17 protein-coding genes are annotated in these 18,113 nt (G+C 41.9%); 12 read left to right on the forward strand and 5 right to left on the reverse strand.

Features of this window, described 5'->3' with window-relative positions:
* Nucleotides 1-195 precede the first annotated feature (195 nt).
* Entirely contained in the window at nucleotides 196-1,980 is a 1,785-nt protein-coding gene (locus tag W7W_RS22810; RefSeq protein WP_010662868.1) for a transporter substrate-binding domain-containing protein, read from the forward strand.
* 83 nt (nucleotides 1,981-2,063) lie between these two features.
* Here the strand turns inward: W7W_RS22810 and W7W_RS0105750 are convergent, their stop codons facing one another.
* The 3 genes from W7W_RS0105750 to W7W_RS0105765 form a co-directional block, all read right to left on the reverse strand.
* On the reverse strand, nucleotides 2,064-2,315 hold the full coding sequence (locus W7W_RS0105750; protein WP_010662869.1) for a hypothetical protein: 252 nt from the start codon (nucleotides 2,313-2,315) through the stop codon (nucleotides 2,064-2,066).
* Nucleotides 2,316-2,490: 175 nt separating this feature from the next.
* A complete protein-coding gene (locus W7W_RS0105760) occupies nucleotides 2,491-2,862 on the reverse strand; it encodes a phage holin family protein (RefSeq protein ID WP_010662871.1) in 372 nt (123 codons plus the stop codon).
* 235 nt (nucleotides 2,863-3,097) lie between these two features.
* Entirely contained in the window at nucleotides 3,098-3,376 is a 279-nt protein-coding gene (locus tag W7W_RS0105765; protein ID WP_010662872.1) for a YtxH domain-containing protein, read from the reverse strand.
* Between the two features lie 344 nt (nucleotides 3,377-3,720).
* Here W7W_RS0105765 and W7W_RS0105775 point away from each other — a divergent pair, with 344 nt between their 5' ends.
* From W7W_RS0105775 to W7W_RS0105795, 4 genes are all read left to right on the forward strand, one after another.
* Nucleotides 3,721-5,943: a RelA/SpoT family protein gene (locus W7W_RS0105775; protein WP_010662874.1), complete on the forward strand. Its 2,223-nt coding sequence runs from the start codon at nucleotides 3,721-3,723 to the stop codon at nucleotides 5,941-5,943.
* 223 nt (nucleotides 5,944-6,166) lie between these two features.
* Nucleotides 6,167-7,291, forward strand: a complete 1,125-nt coding sequence (locus W7W_RS0105780) for a universal stress protein (RefSeq protein WP_010662875.1) — start codon at nucleotides 6,167-6,169, stop codon at nucleotides 7,289-7,291.
* Between the two features lie 339 nt (nucleotides 7,292-7,630).
* Entirely contained in the window at nucleotides 7,631-8,662 is a 1,032-nt protein-coding gene (locus W7W_RS0105790; RefSeq protein ID WP_010662876.1) for a threonine aldolase family protein, read from the forward strand.
* A gap of 72 nt (nucleotides 8,663-8,734) precedes the next feature.
* The gene (locus W7W_RS0105795) at nucleotides 8,735-9,388 is read left to right on the forward strand and encodes a rhomboid family intramembrane serine protease (protein WP_010662877.1); all 654 of its coding nucleotides are present in this window, start codon (nucleotides 8,735-8,737) and stop codon (nucleotides 9,386-9,388) included.
* 84 nt (nucleotides 9,389-9,472) lie between these two features.
* Here W7W_RS0105795 and W7W_RS0105800 read toward each other — a convergent pair whose 3' ends face one another.
* Together W7W_RS0105800 and W7W_RS0105805 are read right to left on the reverse strand one after the other, a co-directional pair.
* Nucleotides 9,473-11,020 (reverse strand): oxaloacetate decarboxylase subunit alpha, encoded by a 1,548-nt coding sequence (locus tag W7W_RS0105800; protein ID WP_010662878.1) that lies wholly within the window; start codon nucleotides 11,018-11,020, stop codon nucleotides 9,473-9,475.
* Nucleotides 11,021-11,043: 23 nt separating this feature from the next.
* On the reverse strand, nucleotides 11,044-11,424 hold the full coding sequence (locus W7W_RS0105805; RefSeq protein ID WP_010662879.1) for a biotin/lipoyl-containing protein: 381 nt from the start codon (nucleotides 11,422-11,424) through the stop codon (nucleotides 11,044-11,046).
* A gap of 1,012 nt (nucleotides 11,425-12,436) precedes the next feature.
* Here W7W_RS0105805 and W7W_RS0105810 point away from each other — a divergent pair.
* The 7 genes from W7W_RS0105810 (at nucleotide 12,437) to W7W_RS0105840 (ending at nucleotide 18,090) form a co-directional block, all read left to right on the forward strand.
* On the forward strand, nucleotides 12,437-13,684 hold the full coding sequence (locus W7W_RS0105810) for a CinA family nicotinamide mononucleotide deamidase-related protein (protein ID WP_010662880.1): 1,248 nt from the start codon (nucleotides 12,437-12,439) through the stop codon (nucleotides 13,682-13,684).
* Between the two features lie 135 nt (nucleotides 13,685-13,819).
* Nucleotides 13,820-14,062: a 50S ribosomal protein L28 gene (rpmB, locus tag W7W_RS0105815; RefSeq protein ID WP_010662881.1), complete on the forward strand. Its 243-nt coding sequence runs from the start codon at nucleotides 13,820-13,822 to the stop codon at nucleotides 14,060-14,062.
* A 17-nt stretch (nucleotides 14,063-14,079) separates the two neighbouring features.
* Nucleotides 14,080-14,268, forward strand: a complete 189-nt coding sequence (rpmG, locus tag W7W_RS0105820) for a 50S ribosomal protein L33 (RefSeq protein ID WP_010662882.1) — start codon at nucleotides 14,080-14,082, stop codon at nucleotides 14,266-14,268.
* An 11-nt stretch (nucleotides 14,269-14,279) separates the two neighbouring features.
* Nucleotides 14,280-14,432 (forward strand): DUF4295 domain-containing protein, encoded by a 153-nt coding sequence (locus W7W_RS23120; RefSeq protein ID WP_010662883.1) that lies wholly within the window; start codon nucleotides 14,280-14,282, stop codon nucleotides 14,430-14,432.
* A 163-nt stretch (nucleotides 14,433-14,595) separates the two neighbouring features.
* A complete protein-coding gene (locus W7W_RS0105830; protein ID WP_010662884.1) occupies nucleotides 14,596-15,300 on the forward strand; it encodes a C39 family peptidase in 705 nt (234 codons plus the stop codon).
* Between the two features lie 31 nt (nucleotides 15,301-15,331).
* The gene (locus tag W7W_RS0105835) at nucleotides 15,332-16,843 is read left to right on the forward strand and encodes a RimK family protein (RefSeq protein WP_010662885.1); all 1,512 of its coding nucleotides are present in this window, start codon (nucleotides 15,332-15,334) and stop codon (nucleotides 16,841-16,843) included.
* A gap of 11 nt (nucleotides 16,844-16,854) precedes the next feature.
* The gene (locus W7W_RS0105840) at nucleotides 16,855-18,090 is read left to right on the forward strand and encodes a carboxylate-amine ligase (RefSeq protein WP_010662886.1); all 1,236 of its coding nucleotides are present in this window, start codon (nucleotides 16,855-16,857) and stop codon (nucleotides 18,088-18,090) included.
* Nucleotides 18,091-18,113 lie beyond the last annotated feature (23 nt).

Genomic DNA, 18,113 nt, shown 5'->3' on the forward strand with positions numbered 1-18,113 from the left:
GTAAGCATTCATTGAGGTAGATTGCATCAGAGTAAAATGGGACTGGTGTCACCACGTGAATCCGGAATCGAAGCCATTTAATAGCAAGGCAGTCTGACAAATAAAGCAAAACTTTGTTCTATACGGATATAAAAAATAAAACTTTTAGTTGTCCTGTTTCGTAGATGAAAAAGCCTGAAACTAAATTATACTTTTTTGCTTCGATTTTTTGTTATATCTGTCTCTTTGTGGTTATTCACTCCTGTTTGGCCGGGGTGTAAAGCACAGGCAATTGATTTGAGTAAGGACGAAAATCCGGATTCCAGCACATTGTCATATCCTGAGTGGCAGGATTCGGTAATTCATGTCATTGGTGACCACAATTATGCTCCATATGAGTTTTTGAATGAAAATGGGGAGCCGGACGGATTTACAGTGAACATCATCAAAGCGGTGGCTGAGGTTATGAAACTCAATGTGGAGATTGAGTTGATACCCTGGAGTGAGGTGAGAACCTCTGTTGATAAGGCAGATTTTGATGTGGTTTCAGGCATGTACCAGACTCAGAAAAGGGATGCCAAAGCCGATTTTTCCATACCTCATTTTATAAGCTCTTATTCCTTCTTTGTTCGTCACGGAACAAGGTTGAATAATGATGAGGATTTTAACGATAAAGTAGTCCTTGTTCAGGAAGGAGATTTGGGACATGATTACATGGTCGAAAAGTATCCTCAAGCCCGACTGATTACATTTACCGATTTTGGAGATTTGTTTATAGCGCTTTCCGAGGGGATTGGTGATTGTGCTTTTCATTCAAGGCTTCAGGGATTGAGGTTTCTAAAAGACAATGGTATTGATAATGTGGTGGATGTTGGAAAGGCGGCCATTCAGCAAAAATACTGTATGGCTGTGGCTGAAGGAAACACTCAGTTACTGGCTGTTTTAAACGAAGGACTTAGCATTATCAAAACCAATGGAACTTATGATGCCATCTATCAGGAATGGTTCGGAGTGTATGAAAACACCTCCTTTTCCTGGAGGAGAGTAATGGTGATTGTGCTTTGGATTATTGTCCCCCTGGTTTTACTTGTTTTGATTTTTATCTTTTGGTCATGGTCTTTGAAAAAACAAGTTCGAAGGAGTACATCTGACCTGCAGGAAGAACTACAACGCAGGCAGACGGTACAGCATGAGTTGGAACTGTCACAAAGCAAGCTTGAGAATCAAAATATTCAACTTCAGCAGCACAATCTCAGGATTGCCACGATGAATGATGAATTAAAGGTCGCAAAACTTCATGCCGAAAAAAATGACAATCTTAAAACCGCTTTCCTGGCAAATATGAGTCATGAAATACGGACGCCAATGAATTCAATTATAGGTTTTTGTGAATTGCTTGAAATTGAGGCTGAAGAGCCAAATGTTCAAAAATATACCAGCATTATCTCTAATAGTGCTCAGCGATTGATGCGTTTGCTGGATGATATTATTGATATTTCAAAGATTGAAAGTGGGGTTATTGGTTTTTCTTTTTCCAATGTTCGTTTGAAGTTTTTAATTTCGGAACTGACCGATCAGTATCGGTATATAGCAGAAAATAAAGGTGTTAAGTTTGTCCTGGCAACCGATGAGGCTTGTAAGAATCTTGTTGTAAATACCGATGCCAGTCGTTTGGTTCAGGTTCTAAACAATTTTCTGAGTAATGCCATAAAACACACTGAAACAGGCTCAATAACACTGGGATGCCGCATGGAAAAGAACCATCTCAGGTTTTGGGTTGCCGATACCGGAAGGGGGATTCCCCGGGAGGATTTACCGCATGTTTTTGAGCGCTTTTATCAGGCTGGTAACCATCATGCAGGCGGAACCGGTCTGGGACTGGCGATTGCCCGCAGTATTGTTGAATATCTGGGAGGTGAGATAGAAGTGGAAAGTCAGGAAGGCAAAGGCAGCCGGTTTGGTTTTACTCATCCGCTTGATTTGAATCCCAAAATTCTTTAGCCTGTTCTTATTTTCGGTTTTCTCGGAGATCTTAATTAATAATTGCTGATCAATACAGGTTACGGATAAATATTTCTGCTTGATTACTTTCTTTTGCGACCAAAAAAGTACTCTTTAATTCTGTTTTTTAGCTCCATCAACATAGGTTGGGCCCATTCTGTCACCAAGGATGGAACCAGTCGAACGGGGTGCAAATAGTACCCAATTTCAAGTAATCTTATTTCCAGCTGCTTCTCTGTGTATTTGGCTTTATAGGCCAGATGCGTTTTTTGAGCTACGAGGTCACGGTAACTTTTTATGTGTCTGTAGTCGTTATTTTCTTTCTGTTTTTTCATAATTGAGAAGATTCGTGTCTTTGGTTTTATGTGTAACAGACAATTTTTTATGAATCCCAACCGAGCCTTTTGTGGGAAGATATCCTTTTATTGCTTGATCGGGTGATTCCTTTTTACAACATTTTTTTACGTTAAAAAAAAAGAGATAGTGGACCTCAAACAATTCATGTTGGTATTAATATTTGGAGTCGTCATCCTCGAACTTAGGAAACATCAATTCAATAAATCGATGAACAACGTGACGCTCGATAAGCTGTTTTCTCAGCAGCCAGAAAATAAGGGCCGCTAATAAGAATACTCCTCCCATTATGGCAAATCCCAGAGCATAAGAATCTAACCAGGTTCCAAGCAATAAGGCCGCTGCCAGAGAAAAAAACATGAAAACAAAGAAAAACAGGTAGAGCAAAACTGTTTTCGTCATGAAACTTGAAAAAAAACGGGATAATTCCCCTGCAATATGCAGTTTTACCAGATCCACACGAATTTGTAAATATTCCTCAAGCTCCTTTTTTAGTTCATCAATTTCGCTCGTTATACTTTCCTTCATCAGTATGAATTTTATCTAAGTTATTGGTCGGATGAAGCGCACATAAAAGCACTTACCGGTGTTCTTGTTGTGGCAAACTTCACCATGCCGCCTCATCAGTATTTAGTTTGTTTATTTGGAGTAAAGGAAACAATTTTCTCCTTAATGATGATTGCCAGATGCAATGTGCGAATTTTTCCTAAAATAAAAAAGTTGCTCCGTTAAGAACAACTTTTTTGAAGTCTTTTCTTTTTAATTATTTGGCTTTTTCAGGAGCTTTCCTGTATTCTTCCATTAGTTTTTCAATTCGGTTTTCCAGATCCTGAACTCTCTTACGGGCATCCTCTTTCATTTCAGTACCTTTTTCTTTAAGTTTATCCCGCATTTTATCCAGTTCTTCTTCCAATTCGTCAATTTTTATTTTTATCTGACGTCTTGTGTCCTCACCTGTTTGTGGTGCATATAAAAGTGCAAGGGCAGCTCCGGCTGCGGCTCCCAGTATAAGTCCTCCTAAAAATAATCCGGTATTCTTCATAATTTATTGGTTTTTACAATTTAACATTCAATTAATTTAAATATAGAGTTTTTTTTTGAGAATGTCAAATATGAAAGTGCAATCAGTTAATAGGATAACCCATAAAAAAGAGGATTGTTTTTTAAAAGTCCGCATTTTTAATTATTAGGTTATAATTCCGCTTTGATGCATTCCGTTTTCCTTCATAAAAAGCGGATGGTATTTGAAGAATAGACCAGGGATTTGCCCTTTGATGATGGTTTATATTTTGCTGTCGTTTTGGAGCCGTACGACCAGGTTTAACATTATTTTTGTCCCGGTCATCCATCGATTGTTTTATCTTTACCATTCAAAAGTATTTTGATATGCCCAATCTGAATAAACCGATATCACCGCAGGAGAGGAAGGATATATTACAGAGTTATAAATCCTTATTGGAAGCATCTGAAGCTATTATTCAACCTGGAGATGTAAAAATGATTCGGGAAGCTATTGCTGTTTCACTAAGAAAAGCCACCCATATCCGGCGCATTTCAGGAACTCCTGCATTGTTGCACTCTCTGGAAATCGCCCGTATTGTAGTGGAAGAGGTTGGTCTGGGCAGAACTTCCCTTATTTGCTCCCTGCTTTATGACGTTCTTCGCAATGGTGAAATTACCATTGAGGAGATTCGGGAGCAGTTTGATGATCATGTGGTTTTGATTATGGAAGGGTTGCATAAAGTCGCTGATTTGTACAATCGGAATACATCCATCAAAAGTGAAAATTTTCGAAAGCTGCTGCTCACCTTTGCACAGGATGTGAGGGTTATTCTGGTAATCATTGCCGACCGGTTGCGCACGATGCGTACGCTGGAACGTTACGACCGGCAGAGTCAGGAGGTTATTTCATCGGAGGTTGCCTATCTCTATGCGCCAATGGCCCACCGGCTTGGTCTTTATACCATCAAGTCAGAAATGGAAGATCTGGTGATGAAGTTTACCAATCGTGAAATGTATAAATTCATTGCCAAAAAACTCAATGAAACCAAACGGGCCAGAGATAAATACATAAGTGAGTTTATTGCTCCGCTAAAAAAGGAATTGAGTGATCAGGGACTGGATTTTGATATCAAGGGGAGGACCAAGACCATCAATTCCATTTTCCATAAAATGCGGAAGCAGAATGTAGAGTTTGAGCAGGTTTATGACCTTTTTGCCATCCGTATTATCATAGATACTGACATTAAAAAAGAGAAAGCAGAATGCTGGAAGGTTTATTCTATTGTTACAGACAAGTATCAACCCAACCCCAGTCGTTTACGCGACTGGCTTTCTGTTCCCAAGAGCAATGGTTATGAGTCGTTGCATACGACGGTGCTGGGGCCGAATCACAAGTGGATTGAAGTACAGATACGTACCAAAAGAATGGACGAGATTGCCGAGAAAGGACTGGCTGCCCACTGGCGCTATAAGGGCATCAAAAGTGAAAGAGGATTGGATCAGTGGCTTACCAATGTGCGTGAGATACTTGAAAATCCGGAAGTTAATGCAGTTGATTTCATTGATGACTTCAGGTTGAATCTTTACGAGGAGGAGGTTTTTGTTTTTACTCCGAAAGGCGATTTGCGGCGGTTACCTAAAGGTGCTACGGTGCTTGATTTTGCTTTCGATATCCACTCCGAGGTTGGGAAAAAGTGTGTGGGAGCCCGGGTCAATCAGAAAAATGTTTCCATTAAATATGAACTGAGAAATGGCGATCAGGTGGAGATCCAGACCTCCTCGAATCAGGAACCCAAACGTGACTGGTTGAGTGTGGTTAGCACTTCCAGAGCACGCACCAAGCTAAAACAGGCTCTGCGGGATATTGAATATAAGGAGGCTGAAATAGGCCGTGAGATGCTTGCCCGTCGTCTGAAAAACTGGAAAATGGAGCTGACCGACCAATTGATTGGTCAGTTGGTGAAACATTTTAGGTATAAGTCGGTGCACGATTTTTTCCGGGACATCGCCGAAGACAATCTGGATGCTGTTGCTGTGAAGGATTATATCCTGAAAGAGAGAGAGAAGGAGAAGGAACAGGCTGAGAACCAATTGGCCGGGCGAAGTGCTGAGAACTTTGTGACGCCGACAGATCATGAGGAGGAAGTCGGTCATGATGTCCTTTTGATTGATAAAAATCTGAGCAATGTAAACTTTCAACTTGCCAAGTGTTGCAACCCAATTTTTGGAGATGACATCTTCGGATTCGTTTCAGTCAATGGTGGTATTCGTATTCATCGTAAAAACTGCCCCAATGCACCTGATATGCGTCAAAAATACGGTTACCGCATTGTCCCAGCACGCTGGACCGGCGAAGCCGGAGGTTCTTATCTGGCTGCCCTTAGGGTTACCGGAGAGGATGATATAGGTATTGTAACCAATATTTCTCAGGTGGTTTCAAAAGATATGGGGCTTAAAATGCGCTCTATTAATGTCAATTCACACGATGGGGTGTTTGAGGGAACACTTTCGGTATTTGTGAATAACAAGCAGTTGCTTAATACTTTGATGAAGAAAATAAAGAACATCAGAGGCGTTTTTGATGTTTCCCGGTTTGATGCTGTTTAATTTCCTCAATAGTATTGTTTATCTCCATTGCCCGGTAAAACTATTTTTTTTTAACGAGATTGCTTCGCTTTGTTCGCAACATCCTGCAAAGTCCCGTCATTGCGATCGTAGTGAAGCAATCTCATTTTTTTCCCCGGACATCAATGATAGTTTATTTCTTTTCCTGTTGATTTTATCCTCGTTTTTTTCTAACTTAATTGAAGATAATTCAAAAATCTAAGCTATGAAGGACGATAAAATTATAACACTGGCTACCCGCACATTCGGACATGCAGAGATTATTCGATCTTTACTTGAAAGTGAGGATATTGAATGCTTTCTGGAAAATGTGAACCTGATTCAGGGGGCTGTCTCTGAGGGAGTGAAAATCAGAATCCGGGAAACGGATCTTGAAAAGGCCGTACAACTCATGGAAGAGGTTGAGAAACCTGAATTGATGAAGGCTGAGGAGCGGAAAAGAGGGCGTCCCGGTCGGTCTCGTATTTTGTTACCCATTGACTTTAGTGATTATTCTTCCAAAGCTGCGGAGATGGCACTCGATTGGGCTGCACGTTTAGACGCAGAAATTTTGGTGTTGCATGTATATTACAACCCCGTAATAAACACTCTGCCTTTTACGGAAGCTTATGTGTACGATACGAGTATGGATGAAATGCTGATTGATCTGGAGGAAAAAGCTAAAGAGGATATGAAGGGTTTTATGAGCCACATGAAGAAACGTAAAGCTGAAAAATCTTTCGACAATTTGACGGTTAAATCAAAGCTTTTAAGCGGGGTGGCGGAGGATGAAATTATTCATTTCAGCGAGGAATATCATCCTACCGTTATTATTATGGGCACCCGGGGGAAAGATCGTAAGGCTTCTGACCTGATTGGGAGTGTGACTGCGGAAGTGATGGAAGGGGCTAAGGTACCTGTCCTTGCGGTTCCTGAAGACTTCAACTATAAAGGGATCGACCAGATAAAGAAAGTATTGTATGCTACCAATTTTGAAGAGTCGGATTTTGTGGCATTGGACAAATTGGAGAAACTGGTTAAACCGTTGGATGTGTCCATTACTTTTGCTCATGTTTGTGAGAAATCATCAGCCAAATGGGACAACCTGAAAATGGAAGGCTTAAAAAAATATGTTTCTGAAAAGTTTCCCAAAACTCAAATTGATTTCGATCTGGTGAAGAATGAAGACTTTTGGGTCGGAATGGAGAGTTATGTCAGAAGAAAAGATGTGGATATTATTAGCCTGACCACGCATCGAAGGAATATTTTCTCACGAATTTTTAATCCCAGTGTTGGCAAGAGAATGTTGTTTCACTCTACTACACCATTGCTGGTTTTTCATGCCAGATAGTCCGAAATAGGCCTGCTTAATTTATGAATTGTTGTTTTTCTCAGATAGTTGGGCATCGGAATAAATAGTTTGTGAATAAAGTTGGTTAGAAATGATAAAGCCTGTTTTGTATGTTTTTTGCCTGCAATACAGGCTTTTTTGTGTCAAATATCTTCCGGGTGTGAAACAAGTATGACAAGGTTTGTTACAAAAGAACCTCTATAAAACCTGATCATGGGAGTTTCATCCGATCTTAATGAATGAATTTTATATGGATGAAAGTGGTCATTTTCGAAAAAGTAAAAAAGCATTACATTCGCATGACCTCCCGCCCGGTAAAAACTTATAAACAATACACAAATGAAGGGATTTGCAAGTGATAATAATTCAGGGGTTCATCCTGATGTAATGAATGCAATTATTGAAGTAAATATTGAGCATGCGGTCGGATACGGAGGTGATGAGGTTACATCCCGTGCGGAGGTACTTTTTCAGAAGGTTTTTGGTGAGCAGGCTAGGGTGTTCTTTGTTTACAATGGTACAGGAGCCAATGTCATTGCGCTTCAGACGATGACACGGCCATTTAACGCAGTGATTGCTGCGGATACAGCTCACATAAATGTGGACGAGTGCGGAGCTCCTGAAAAGCATACCGGGTGCAAAATGCTGACCATTAAAACACCGGATGGTAAGCTCACGCCGGAATTGATCACGCAACATTTACATGGTTTTGGTTTTGAGCATCACTCTCAGCCTGGAGTGGTATCCGTTACTCAATCCACCGAAATGGGGACTTTATATACCATTGAGGAGTTGCAACGATTGTCTGATTTTGTGCATTCCAAAGGACTGTTTCTTTACATGGATGGAGCTCGGATTTCAAATGCTGCTGCCGCGCTTGGGTGCGAATTCAGGGACATGACTACAAATGTGGGGGTAGATGTACTTTCTTTCGGGGGTACCAAAAACGGACTGATGTTTGGTGAGGCAGTGGTTTTTCTAAATCCTGTTTTTGTGGAACACGCAAAATACATTCGTAAACAAACGACTCAACTTCATTCCAAAATGCGGTTTATTGCTGCCCAGTTTGAGGCTTTTATGACTGAGGAGTTGTGGCGAAAAAATGCAGAGCATGCCAATTCTATGGCTGCGCTTTTGGCTCGTGAACTGGAGTCGGTAAAGGAGATTCAATTAACCCAAAAACCTCAGGCCAACGGAGTATTTGCCATCGTTCCGCCACATATTATTGAACCTTTGCAGCAAAAGTATTTTTTCTATATGTGGGATGAATCCAGAAATGAAGTGCGCTGGATGACCTCTTTTGATACCACAGAGGAGGAGATTAAAGGATTTGTGACTGAAATAAAGCTGTTGGTAGAGAATAGGGAATAGTCAGTAGGACTAAACTAAGAGCTGACAGCCACGAGCTATCAGCTAAGAGCTAACAGCCAACAACCAAATGTAATGACCAGCTTATCTGAACAACATATTAAAGCAGAACGGAAAAAGATACTATACAGTGGTGTTTTTCCTTTGTTTATGTTGTTATTGATGTTTCTGGTACATTCGGTTCAGGTGCTGGAGGATACACACTGGTTTTTTCTGGGGGTTAAACCTTTGTCAGTGGAGGGGCTTCCCGGGATATTTTTGTCGCCATTTATCCATGCCGACTGGGGCCATCTGGGTGCCAATGCAGGGCCATTTCTGGTGTTGACTTCCGTGCTTTTTTATGTGTATCGGGATATTGCGCTTAAGGTATTTCTTTGGATTTATCTGCTGGCAGGTATCTGGTTGTGGTTTGGTGCCCGTGATGCATGGCATGTGGGAGCGAGCGGACTGGTTTATGGAATAGCTTCATTTCTTTTCGTCAGCGGTATCATCCGTAATTATGTTCCGCTGATTGCACTTTCCATGATGGTGGTATTTTTGTATGGCAGTTTGTTTTGGGGAATTTTTCCGGTGGAATGGTTGGTGGATTATTCATGGGAGGCCCATATGTGGGGTGCTTTGGCCGGGGGCGTAACTGCTGTGGTATTTCGCAAAGAAGGTCCGCAAAAACCACCCCCTCCCGTGGAGGATGAATGGGAGGAAGAATCTTGGGAAAAGATTTCTGATTAGGTTTTTTTTAGCACCAACAATAAACAAAAACGCCCGGCTTTTACCGGGCGTTGCTGCTTTTAAACCAATAAGGAGAATTAGCTTTTAGCGGTTCAGGCGACCTGACAGTACCCACGGGCTAACAACCTGTCTGAAACCCCGAACGGCATACTGGGTGCCCGGTTCTGCTTGCGCAGCAACAGCTGCAGAAATCACAGCTGCCAATTCTTCCTCATTCTCTTCTTCACCATTGTTTTCTGCTGCAGGAGCTGCTTTTGCTGCAGGTTTTGGCTCTTCCGGCGCAGTCAGCGTGCCGTTCTTCCGCATTTCGAAGAACTTTTTAGCGACCTGCGGCAAAAGTGCATAGGTGAGTACATCTTCATCCTGAGTGATGAGATCTTTTATTTCTTCTCTGGTTTTATCAAGTTCCGGGGCAATAAGATCGGCCGGTCTGCATGTAATCGCCTCTTCGTCTCCCAGAATTTTTTTCTTGATTTCATCAGAAATGGGTGCAGGAGGGGTTCCGTATTCTCCTTTTACCACACCTTTTGACTCCTTTGGAACCATCTTGTAACGTTCCCCCATCAGTACGTTGAATACTGCTTGTGTACCAACAATCTGACTGGAAGGAGTTACCAGCGGCGGATAACCAAAGTCTTCGCGTACACGGGGCACCTCTTCAAGCACAGCTTCGTATTTGTCCATGGCATTGGATTGCTGAAGTTGCGATACAAGGTTGGACAACATTCCGCCTGGTACCTGATAAATCAGTGCATTGGCATCCACTCCCAGCATTTTGGGGTTGAGAAGGCCAGATTCCAGCCATTTGTCTTTCAGTGGACGCATATAAGCCGCAAGTTCACTCAGCTTAACAAGATCCAGGCCGGTATCCCGCTCAGTTCCCTGAAGAGAGGCAACCAAAGGCTCTGTTGCTGGCTGGGAAGTTCCGCCGGCCATAGGAGAGAGGGCTGTGTCTACAACATCTACTCCTGCTTCAATGGCTTTCAGGTAAGTCATGGAAGCCACTCCACTGGTATAATGTGTATGGAGTTGAACAGGCACTTTAACGGTTTCTTTAATCGCTTTGATGAGATTATATGCATCATAGGGCTTCAGAAGTCCTGCCATATCTTTGATACAGATAGAGTGTGCGCCCATGTCCTCCAGCCGCTTGGCATCCTTGGCGAACATTTCCAGATTGTGCACAGGGCTGGTGGTGTAACTGATACATCCCTGAGCGTGTCCACCTTCTTTGATACACGCTTTAATGGCGGTCTCCATATTCCGGGGATCGTTCAATGCATCAAAAATACGGATGATGTCCATTCCGTTGGCCACCGCTTTCTGGACGAAATACTCAACTACATCGTCGGCATAATGCTTGTACCCAAGGAGATTTTGTCCGCGCAGCAACATCTGCAGCGGAGTTTTTTTGGCCTTAGCTTTGATTTTCCGCAGACGTTCCCATGGATCTTCATTCAGGAAGCGAATGCAGGCGTCGAATGTTGCACCACCCCAGGCCTCTAGTGAGTGGTAACCTATATCATCGAGTTGCTCAATCATTGGGAGCATCTCTTCGGTTTTCATACGCGTGGCAATCAGTGACTGGTGCGCATCGCGAAGAATCGTTTCTGTAATACCAACTTTACCCATATACAATCAACAGTTTTCCGGGGTTATCCAATAATTATCAATTCCTGACCTGCTGCAATGGCATCGCCTTCGGCTACATTTATGGCAGCAACTTTTCCGTCAACGGGAGAAGTGAGGTCGTTTTCCATCTTCATGGCTTCAAATACCAGCAGTGTCTGGCCTTTTTTTACTTCATCACCTTCGGCAACCAACATTTTAAACACGCTACCCGGCATTGGAGCAGTTACCTTTTCTCCCCCTTTGGATGAAGTTTTTGGTTTTGAAGATTTAATCTGACTGGGACTTACTCCACTTTTCATCTTTGGTGCAGACTTCAGGGTCTGGAAAGCACCTCCGGAGGTTCTTACCTCTTCTACATCTACCTCGTACTGTTTTTCGTTTACGGTAATCAAATACTTTTTCATGACAGGTTGTTTTTAATTGTTTTCATTTTTATTTTGGCGTAAAATTAGATGTGTAGAATTAAAGAAAAAAATCTTTAATAATCATTAACTACCACAATAATCTAAATATGTATATAAAAGGAAGTGACAGTAATATAGGAATATGTAAGCGTTTTGTCATACTAATTAAAGAAACATTGCAGTAATTCATGTTTTAAAACATGAAAATTGACCATTAAAGTGCAATATTCTAACCCCCAAACAGGAGGTTATTTTTGCATTTATTAACTAAAATACAGAAATATTTCTTTAATTGATTTCTGAACCTGTCGTAGTATTCCTCGTTGGCCTTGGCTATAGCTATAAGTAGTACCCGTCTATAAAGTTGGCTTTGAGACTGAGTAGTTATGTGTCTGGTCAAAAAGTTTCAGTTGCAAGGCCTGCGAAACCCTTAAAAGCGCAGTTTACTAATCGCAGCAAATGGGATTTTATGGAAGACACTAAGTAGTGCCTGTCCATAAACTAAGCGTTTTTCACGTGTTTGAAATAGAAAGTTCAAATTCAAGGCGTGTGAAACATCTATGCCGCAGAATACTAATGTATTTGAAGATTTAGATTTTGAGCAACAACGCAGAAGTTGGACTTTATAGACAAACACTAAGTAGAGTCTGTCCATAAACTAAGCAAAATTTGTTTTTAGTCATGTTTCTGGTCAGAAAGTGCCAGTAGCTAGGCTTGCGAAGCCGCCAAAAACGGAGTTTACTAATCGTAAATGAGTATTTTGGCGGCAAGCGTAACGACGCAAGTGGTACTTTATGGACAGAAACTAAGTAGTGGTTACCCCAATTAATTTCACGGGCGTAATGCAGTCTAAACAAAAGCTATTCCGGATGTCAGGTGCGGTGAAATTATTATTCGGTAAAAGATTAACTTTGTATTTTGTACGGAGAGATTAGTTTAGATCTTATTTTCGCGGATTTCTAAACTCTTTTAACAGGACATTTTTAATCATTCATTCAAACTACTTTACCTGATGGTGGAAATTATTACAATAGGCGATGAATTGTTGATTGGGCAGGTGACAGATACCAACTCCGCCTGGATGGGGCGTGCACTGAATAACGCAGGTTTTGATGTTCAGCGCATAACTTCTGTCAGCGATAAAAAAGAAGAGATTCAGGAGGTTCTGGAAAAGGCTTCTCAGAGGGCTAAAATTGTGCTTATGACTGGTGGACTTGGCCCAACGCGCGACGATATTACCAAAAAAACACTGTGTGAATTTTTTGAAACCCATCTTGTTTTTAATGAAGAGGTATTTAATGATATTCAGACATTTCTGAAAGGACGGGTTAAAAATATCAATGAACTGAACCGGGAACAGGCTCTGGTGCCTGAAAAATGCCAGGTCATACGCAACAGTATGGGAACCGCACCGATTATGTGGTTTGATTACAATGACAGTGTTGTAGTGTCGATGCCGGGAGTTCCTTCTGAAATGAAACAGGTCATGACCAACAGCATTATTCCCAGGTTGAAACAAAAGTATCTCCCCGGTATTATTATCCACAAAACCATTCTGGTGCATAACATTCCGGAGGCAGTTTTGGCAGAGATGCTCACAGAGTGGGAGGATGGCTTGCCATCAGAGATAAAACTTGCATATCTGCCTGCTCCCGGAAGAATCCGTTTGCGCTTGTCGGCACGAGGTGCTGATGCTGAACTTTTAAAGGCTAAGATTTTCAAGGCTGTGGACGGGTTAATTCCTATCATTGGAGACAATATTTATGGTGAGGAGGATTTGCCTGCTGCCGAAATTTTCGCAGGTTTTTTTCGGAATACCGGAAAGTCTTTGGCACTTGCTGAGAGTTGTTCCGGTGGTTATCTGGCCCATTTGATAACTTCAGTTGCGGGTTCTTCCGAATACTTTAAGGGGGGCGTGGTTACTTATTCCAACGAAATGAAGAATCGTTTACTGGGAGTGAATGAGGAAGACTTGAGCAACTATGGAGCAGTAAGTAAACAGGTGGTTGAGCAAATGGCACTGGGAGCTCTTGATGTTACCGAAGCTGATTATGCCATTGCTACTTCCGGGATTGCAGGACCGGGTGGAGGAACAGATGACAAGCCCGTGGGGACGGTGTGGATTGCCTGGGCTGCTGCAGGGAAGAGGGTTGTGAGTAAACAATTCAGTTTTGGAAAATATCGGGAACGCAACATTTTGCGAACTTCAGAAACGGCATTAATTGAATTGATGCAGTTGATGAAGAAAGGTGACCTTTAAATCAGGAGAAAAATCGCCTGTTTATTGCTTTGTTGGGGCCTTGAAGAAAAATATAAAAGAAAAAGTTTGTTTGTTTTAAGAAAAATGCCGTATTTTGCGCTCTGTTTGAAAAACGTATCGAAAAACGGTTGAGCAATGTCAAAAGTTTGTGAAATAACAGGAAAAAGCTTTCAGGTAGGAAACAACGTTTCCCACTCAAAGAGAAGAACCAAAAGGAGGTTCAATCCAAACCTTTTCAATAAAAAGTTTTATTTACCCGAAGAGGACCGTTGGGTTAGCCTGAAGGTGTCTGCCTCAGGGCTTAGGTTGATCAATAAGGTGGGTGTAAAAGCTGCACTGGAATCAGCCAAAAAGAATGGTTTTATTTCAAAATACTAAAAAACGGAGGGTAAATTATGGCTAAGAAAGGTAAAGGAAACCGCGTTCAGGTGATTTTGGAATGCACCGAACATAAAGAGAGCGGAATGCCCGGGACTTCACGGTATATCAGTGTGAAAAATCGTAAGAACACCCCGGATCGTCTTGAATTGAAAAAGTATAACCCTGTTTTGAAGCGTTATACTGTTCATCGTGAAATCAAATAAAACAGTAGATCATGGCTAAGAAAGCAGTAGCATCAGTACAAAAAGGTGCAGGTAAAGGACATACCAAAGTTATCAAAATGGTGAAGTCATCTAAAACCGGATCTTACTCTTTTCAGGAAGATGTAGTGCCAAACGATATGGTTAAAGACTACTTTAAAAAGTAATTTCCTGTGCTCACGTTGTGAGACGTACGATACATAAGCCCTCTTCGGTTCTCCGGAGAGGGTTTTTTTATAGATAAATTGTCAGAAATTATTTTTTCTCATGCAGGTACATTCAATCTAAAAATGTTCTAATATTACATCCGTATTTTTTATCGATGTACGCATGGAAAACAGGCACTTTGTCAGCATACTTTCTCAGCCGGACGACTCTACCTGCGGGCCTACAAGCCTGCATGCGGTTTACCGGTATCTGGGAGAAAACCTTTCCCTGGATGAGGTGGTGAAGAGTGTGAATTATCTTCCTGATGGGGGAACACTGGCTGTAATGCTGGGAATGGACGCACTCAGGAGAGGCCTTAAAACCCGTATTTATTCCTATAATCTTAAGATGTTTGATCCCTCCTGGGAGCATTTGCCTTCTGACGAACTGATAGAACGATTGGAACTTCAATTGCGCTATAAACAGGGGAAAAAGTTTTACCAGGCAACGCGTGCCTATCAGCAATATCTTCACATGGACGGTGAAATAGTGTTTGAGGATCTGAACAGATCCATCTTTGAACGTTATTTGCATCGTGGAATACCTGTTTTAACAGGCCTGAGTGCCACTTACCTTTACAATTCCAAACGAGAATATACTGACTATAAAGACCGATCTGTTTATCATGATCTGAAGGGAGAACCGATGGGGCATTTTGTTGTTCTTAGTGGGATGATGGGAGAGGACGTCTTTATAGCCGATCCCTATAAGGAAAACCCGATCTCGGGTGATAATTATTACCAGGTGAATATTCATCGCCTGATCAACTCTATTTTGTTAGGCATTGTCACCTATGATGCCAATATGTTGATTGTTATGAAAGAGTAGTTCTCCTGTCTTTTAAATCTTTCTTTTTTCCGTGAAAAAAATTATTGTTATCAATAAACCCTCGCATTGGGTTTTGGATGTTCCAGGTGTAGAGGTGATTTCTCCCAGAACTTACTTGAGTGATTCCGGCTTTTCTAAACTCAGGAATGTCAGAGTTTTTAACCTCTCTAATGATTATGCTTACCAAACCCGAGGGTATTATGTCTCTTTGTTGGCTGAAGCGCGGGGACACAAAGTGGTTCCTTCTGTCAAGAACATGCTCGATCTTAGGGAAAGGGCGCTGGTCAAAAGTGTTTCGGATGATTTGGACGCTTTAGTTCAAAAGAGTCTGAAGCGAATTCGGTCGGGAGAGTTTGTACTAAGCATCTACTTCGGACAGAATATTTCCAATCAGTATGCACGATTGGCCAAAGAATTGCACAAATTGTTTCAGGCTCCTTTTCTGCGGGCCCGTTTTGTCCATAACGGACGGAAATGGGAGGTATATTCTATTCGTACCATTCCCTTGAAAGAGGTGCCTGAACACCATCTGCCGTATCTGGAGAAATTTGCCATCGATTATTTTGAACGGAAACGATATGACCTTGCCAGACCCGGCAAGTATATTTACGACTTGGCCATCTTGATCAATCCTGAAGAGCCATCGCCTCCGTCCAATAAGAAAGCACTTGCAGCCTTTGAAGAAGTTGCTATCAAACTTGGTTGTTATGTGGAGTTTATTACCAAAGAGGATTATGATCGTATCGGTGAGTTTGATGCATTGCTTATCAGGGAAACCACTGCCGTGAACCATCATACTTACCGTATGGCCCGAAGAGCCCAGAGTGAAGGATTGGCCGTTCTGGATTCTCCCGATTCAATTTTGAAATGTGCCAATAAGGTTTATCTGACAGAATTACTACGCAATGCAAAAATACCTACCCCAAAAACATTGGTTTTGCTGTCTGATAATCCACGGGATGCTGACTCACTGGGGTTTCCATGTGTTTTGAAACTTCCGGATTCTTCCTTTTCACAGGGAGTTGTTAAAGTCAGCAGCAAGGAAGAATTTAAAGAAAAGGTAAAGGAGATGCTGAAAACTTCTGACCTGCTTATTGCTCAGGAATTTATGCCTACGGAATACGACTGGAGAGTAGGGATTCTCAATAATGAAGTGTTGTTTGCATGCCGTTACTATATGGCCTCCGGACATTGGCAAATCTATAACTGGAATAGTAAAAAGAAGTCTGAAGTGGAGGGGAATTTTGATATTATGGATCCTTCTGATGCTCCTCATCAGGTTCTTGAAACTGCCTTAAAAGCGACCAGACTAATCGGAAACGGGCTTTATGGAGTGGATATAAAGGAGTTGGATGGGAAACCCTTTGTTATTGAAGTGAACGACAACCCCAATATAGATGCCGGCGTGGAGGATGGATTGCTGAAGGACGAGATATACAGGAAGATTATTATGTTCTTACTGGAACAGATAAATGGTTCTTCATTCAGACAATTGTCGGATGATAAGAACCGGAACAAGCAGGAAAAGAATTCCTTAATTTAGATATTCTGAAAATGACTCAAAGACATCCTTTTCATCTTTTTGATGTTACCGGTATTGAGCTTGAATATATGATTGTGAATCGGGATACGCTGGACGTCATGCCGGCCTGTGATCGATTATTGCAGCAGGTTACAGGTGAGATTACTTCTGATTTTGAAAACGGAGAGATCGCCTGGAGTAATGAACTGGTCAACCATGTGGTGGAACTTAAAACAAACGGTCCGGTAGCATCCACAAATGGGTTGCACAAGCTTTTTCATGCCAATGTGTTGCAAATAAATCATCTTTTACTCGGGTTTAATGCACAACTGTTGCCCGGTGGTGCACATCCGTGGATGAATCCTCACACGGAGACACACCTGTGGCAGCATGAATACAATGAAATATATACCCTTTACAACAGAATTTTTGATTGCCGGGGGCATGGCTGGAGCAACCTGCAAAGTACTCATATCAATTTACCCTTTTCAGGAGATGAAGAGTTTGGTCGCCTTCATGCTGCCATTCGAATGGTATTACCTTTAATTCCTGCCATTGCCGCCTCCACTCCCTTTTTGGATGGTCGGTTTACAGGCTTTCATGACAGCAGAATGGAAGCGTATCGTCACAATCAACAGAAAATTCCATCCATTGCCGGGGTGATTATTCCTGAGGCGGTTTTCAGTAAGGACGCGTATTTCCGGACCATTTTTGCTCCCATAATAAAAGATATTGCGCCTTTTGATAAAGGGAACGTCCTGGACAAGCATTTTTTAAACTCCCGGGGAGCTATTTCCCGTTTTGATCGCGGTGCTGTTGAGATTCGAGTGGTTGATAATCAGGAATGCCCATTGGCAGATCTGGCCATAGTGGATGCCATTACGGGATTGATAAAGTTGACTGTAGAGAGGGAATTTGCTTCTTATGAGAATCAGATGGGATGGCACGAAAACAGATTGGCCGCAATCTTTGGGGAAACAATACGAAAATCGGGAGCTACCTTAATTGATGACGTTGATTATCTGAAATTTTGGGGGTGTAACGATAAAATGATCACTGCAGGGGGGGTGTGGCATTTTCTTAAAACTTCTCTTCAGTCTGTAATGAATCCGGAATATTACCGGGTCTTCTCGGAAATTGTGGATTCCGGATCTTTGGCCCAACGGCTGCTGAAAGCGATGGAAGGAGATTTCTCAATGGCTAACTTTCAAAGTGTTTATCGTGAATTGGCTGGATGCCTGGGAGAAAACAGATTGTTTGGTGTTTGAGGAGATGAATTGACTGGTTGATT

Source organism: Marinilabilia salmonicolor JCM 21150, assembly GCF_000259075.1.
Classification (GTDB): domain Bacteria; phylum Bacteroidota; class Bacteroidia; order Bacteroidales; family Marinilabiliaceae; genus Marinilabilia; species Marinilabilia salmonicolor.

Bases quoted from the DNA above. Each gene is read 5' to 3' on its own strand.
- W7W_RS0105800 (WP_010662878.1), bottom strand. From the start codon at position 11,020: ATGGGTAAAGTTGGTATTACAGAAACGATTCTTCGCGATGCGCACCAG.
- W7W_RS0105765 (WP_010662872.1), bottom strand. From the start codon at position 3,376: ATGAAGAATACCGGATTATTTTTAGGAGGACTTATACTGGGAGCCGCA.
- W7W_RS0105840 (WP_010662886.1), top strand. From the start codon at position 16,855: ATGACTCAAAGACATCCTTTTCATCTTTTTGATGTTACCGGTATTGAG.
- rpmG (WP_010662882.1), top strand. From the start codon at position 14,080: ATGGCTAAGAAAGGTAAAGGAAACCGCGTTCAGGTGATTTTGGAATGC.
- W7W_RS0105795 (WP_010662877.1), top strand. From the start codon at position 8,735: ATGACCAGCTTATCTGAACAACATATTAAAGCAGAACGGAAAAAGATA.
- W7W_RS0105775 (WP_010662874.1), top strand. From the start codon at position 3,721: ATGCCCAATCTGAATAAACCGATATCACCGCAGGAGAGGAAGGATATA.
- W7W_RS23120 (WP_010662883.1), top strand. From the start codon at position 14,280: ATGGCTAAGAAAGCAGTAGCATCAGTACAAAAAGGTGCAGGTAAAGGA.
- W7W_RS0105750 (WP_010662869.1), bottom strand. From the start codon at position 2,315: ATGAAAAAACAGAAAGAAAATAACGACTACAGACACATAAAAAGTTAC.
- W7W_RS0105760 (WP_010662871.1), bottom strand. From the start codon at position 2,862: ATGAAGGAAAGTATAACGAGCGAAATTGATGAACTAAAAAAGGAGCTT.
- W7W_RS0105830 (WP_010662884.1), top strand. From the start codon at position 14,596: ATGGAAAACAGGCACTTTGTCAGCATACTTTCTCAGCCGGACGACTCT.
- W7W_RS0105790 (WP_010662876.1), top strand. From the start codon at position 7,631: ATGAAGGGATTTGCAAGTGATAATAATTCAGGGGTTCATCCTGATGTA.
- W7W_RS0105810 (WP_010662880.1), top strand. From the start codon at position 12,437: ATGGTGGAAATTATTACAATAGGCGATGAATTGTTGATTGGGCAGGTG.
- W7W_RS0105780 (WP_010662875.1), top strand. From the start codon at position 6,167: ATGAAGGACGATAAAATTATAACACTGGCTACCCGCACATTCGGACAT.
- rpmB (WP_010662881.1), top strand. From the start codon at position 13,820: ATGTCAAAAGTTTGTGAAATAACAGGAAAAAGCTTTCAGGTAGGAAAC.
- W7W_RS0105805 (WP_010662879.1), bottom strand. From the start codon at position 11,424: ATGAAAAAGTATTTGATTACCGTAAACGAAAAACAGTACGAGGTAGAT.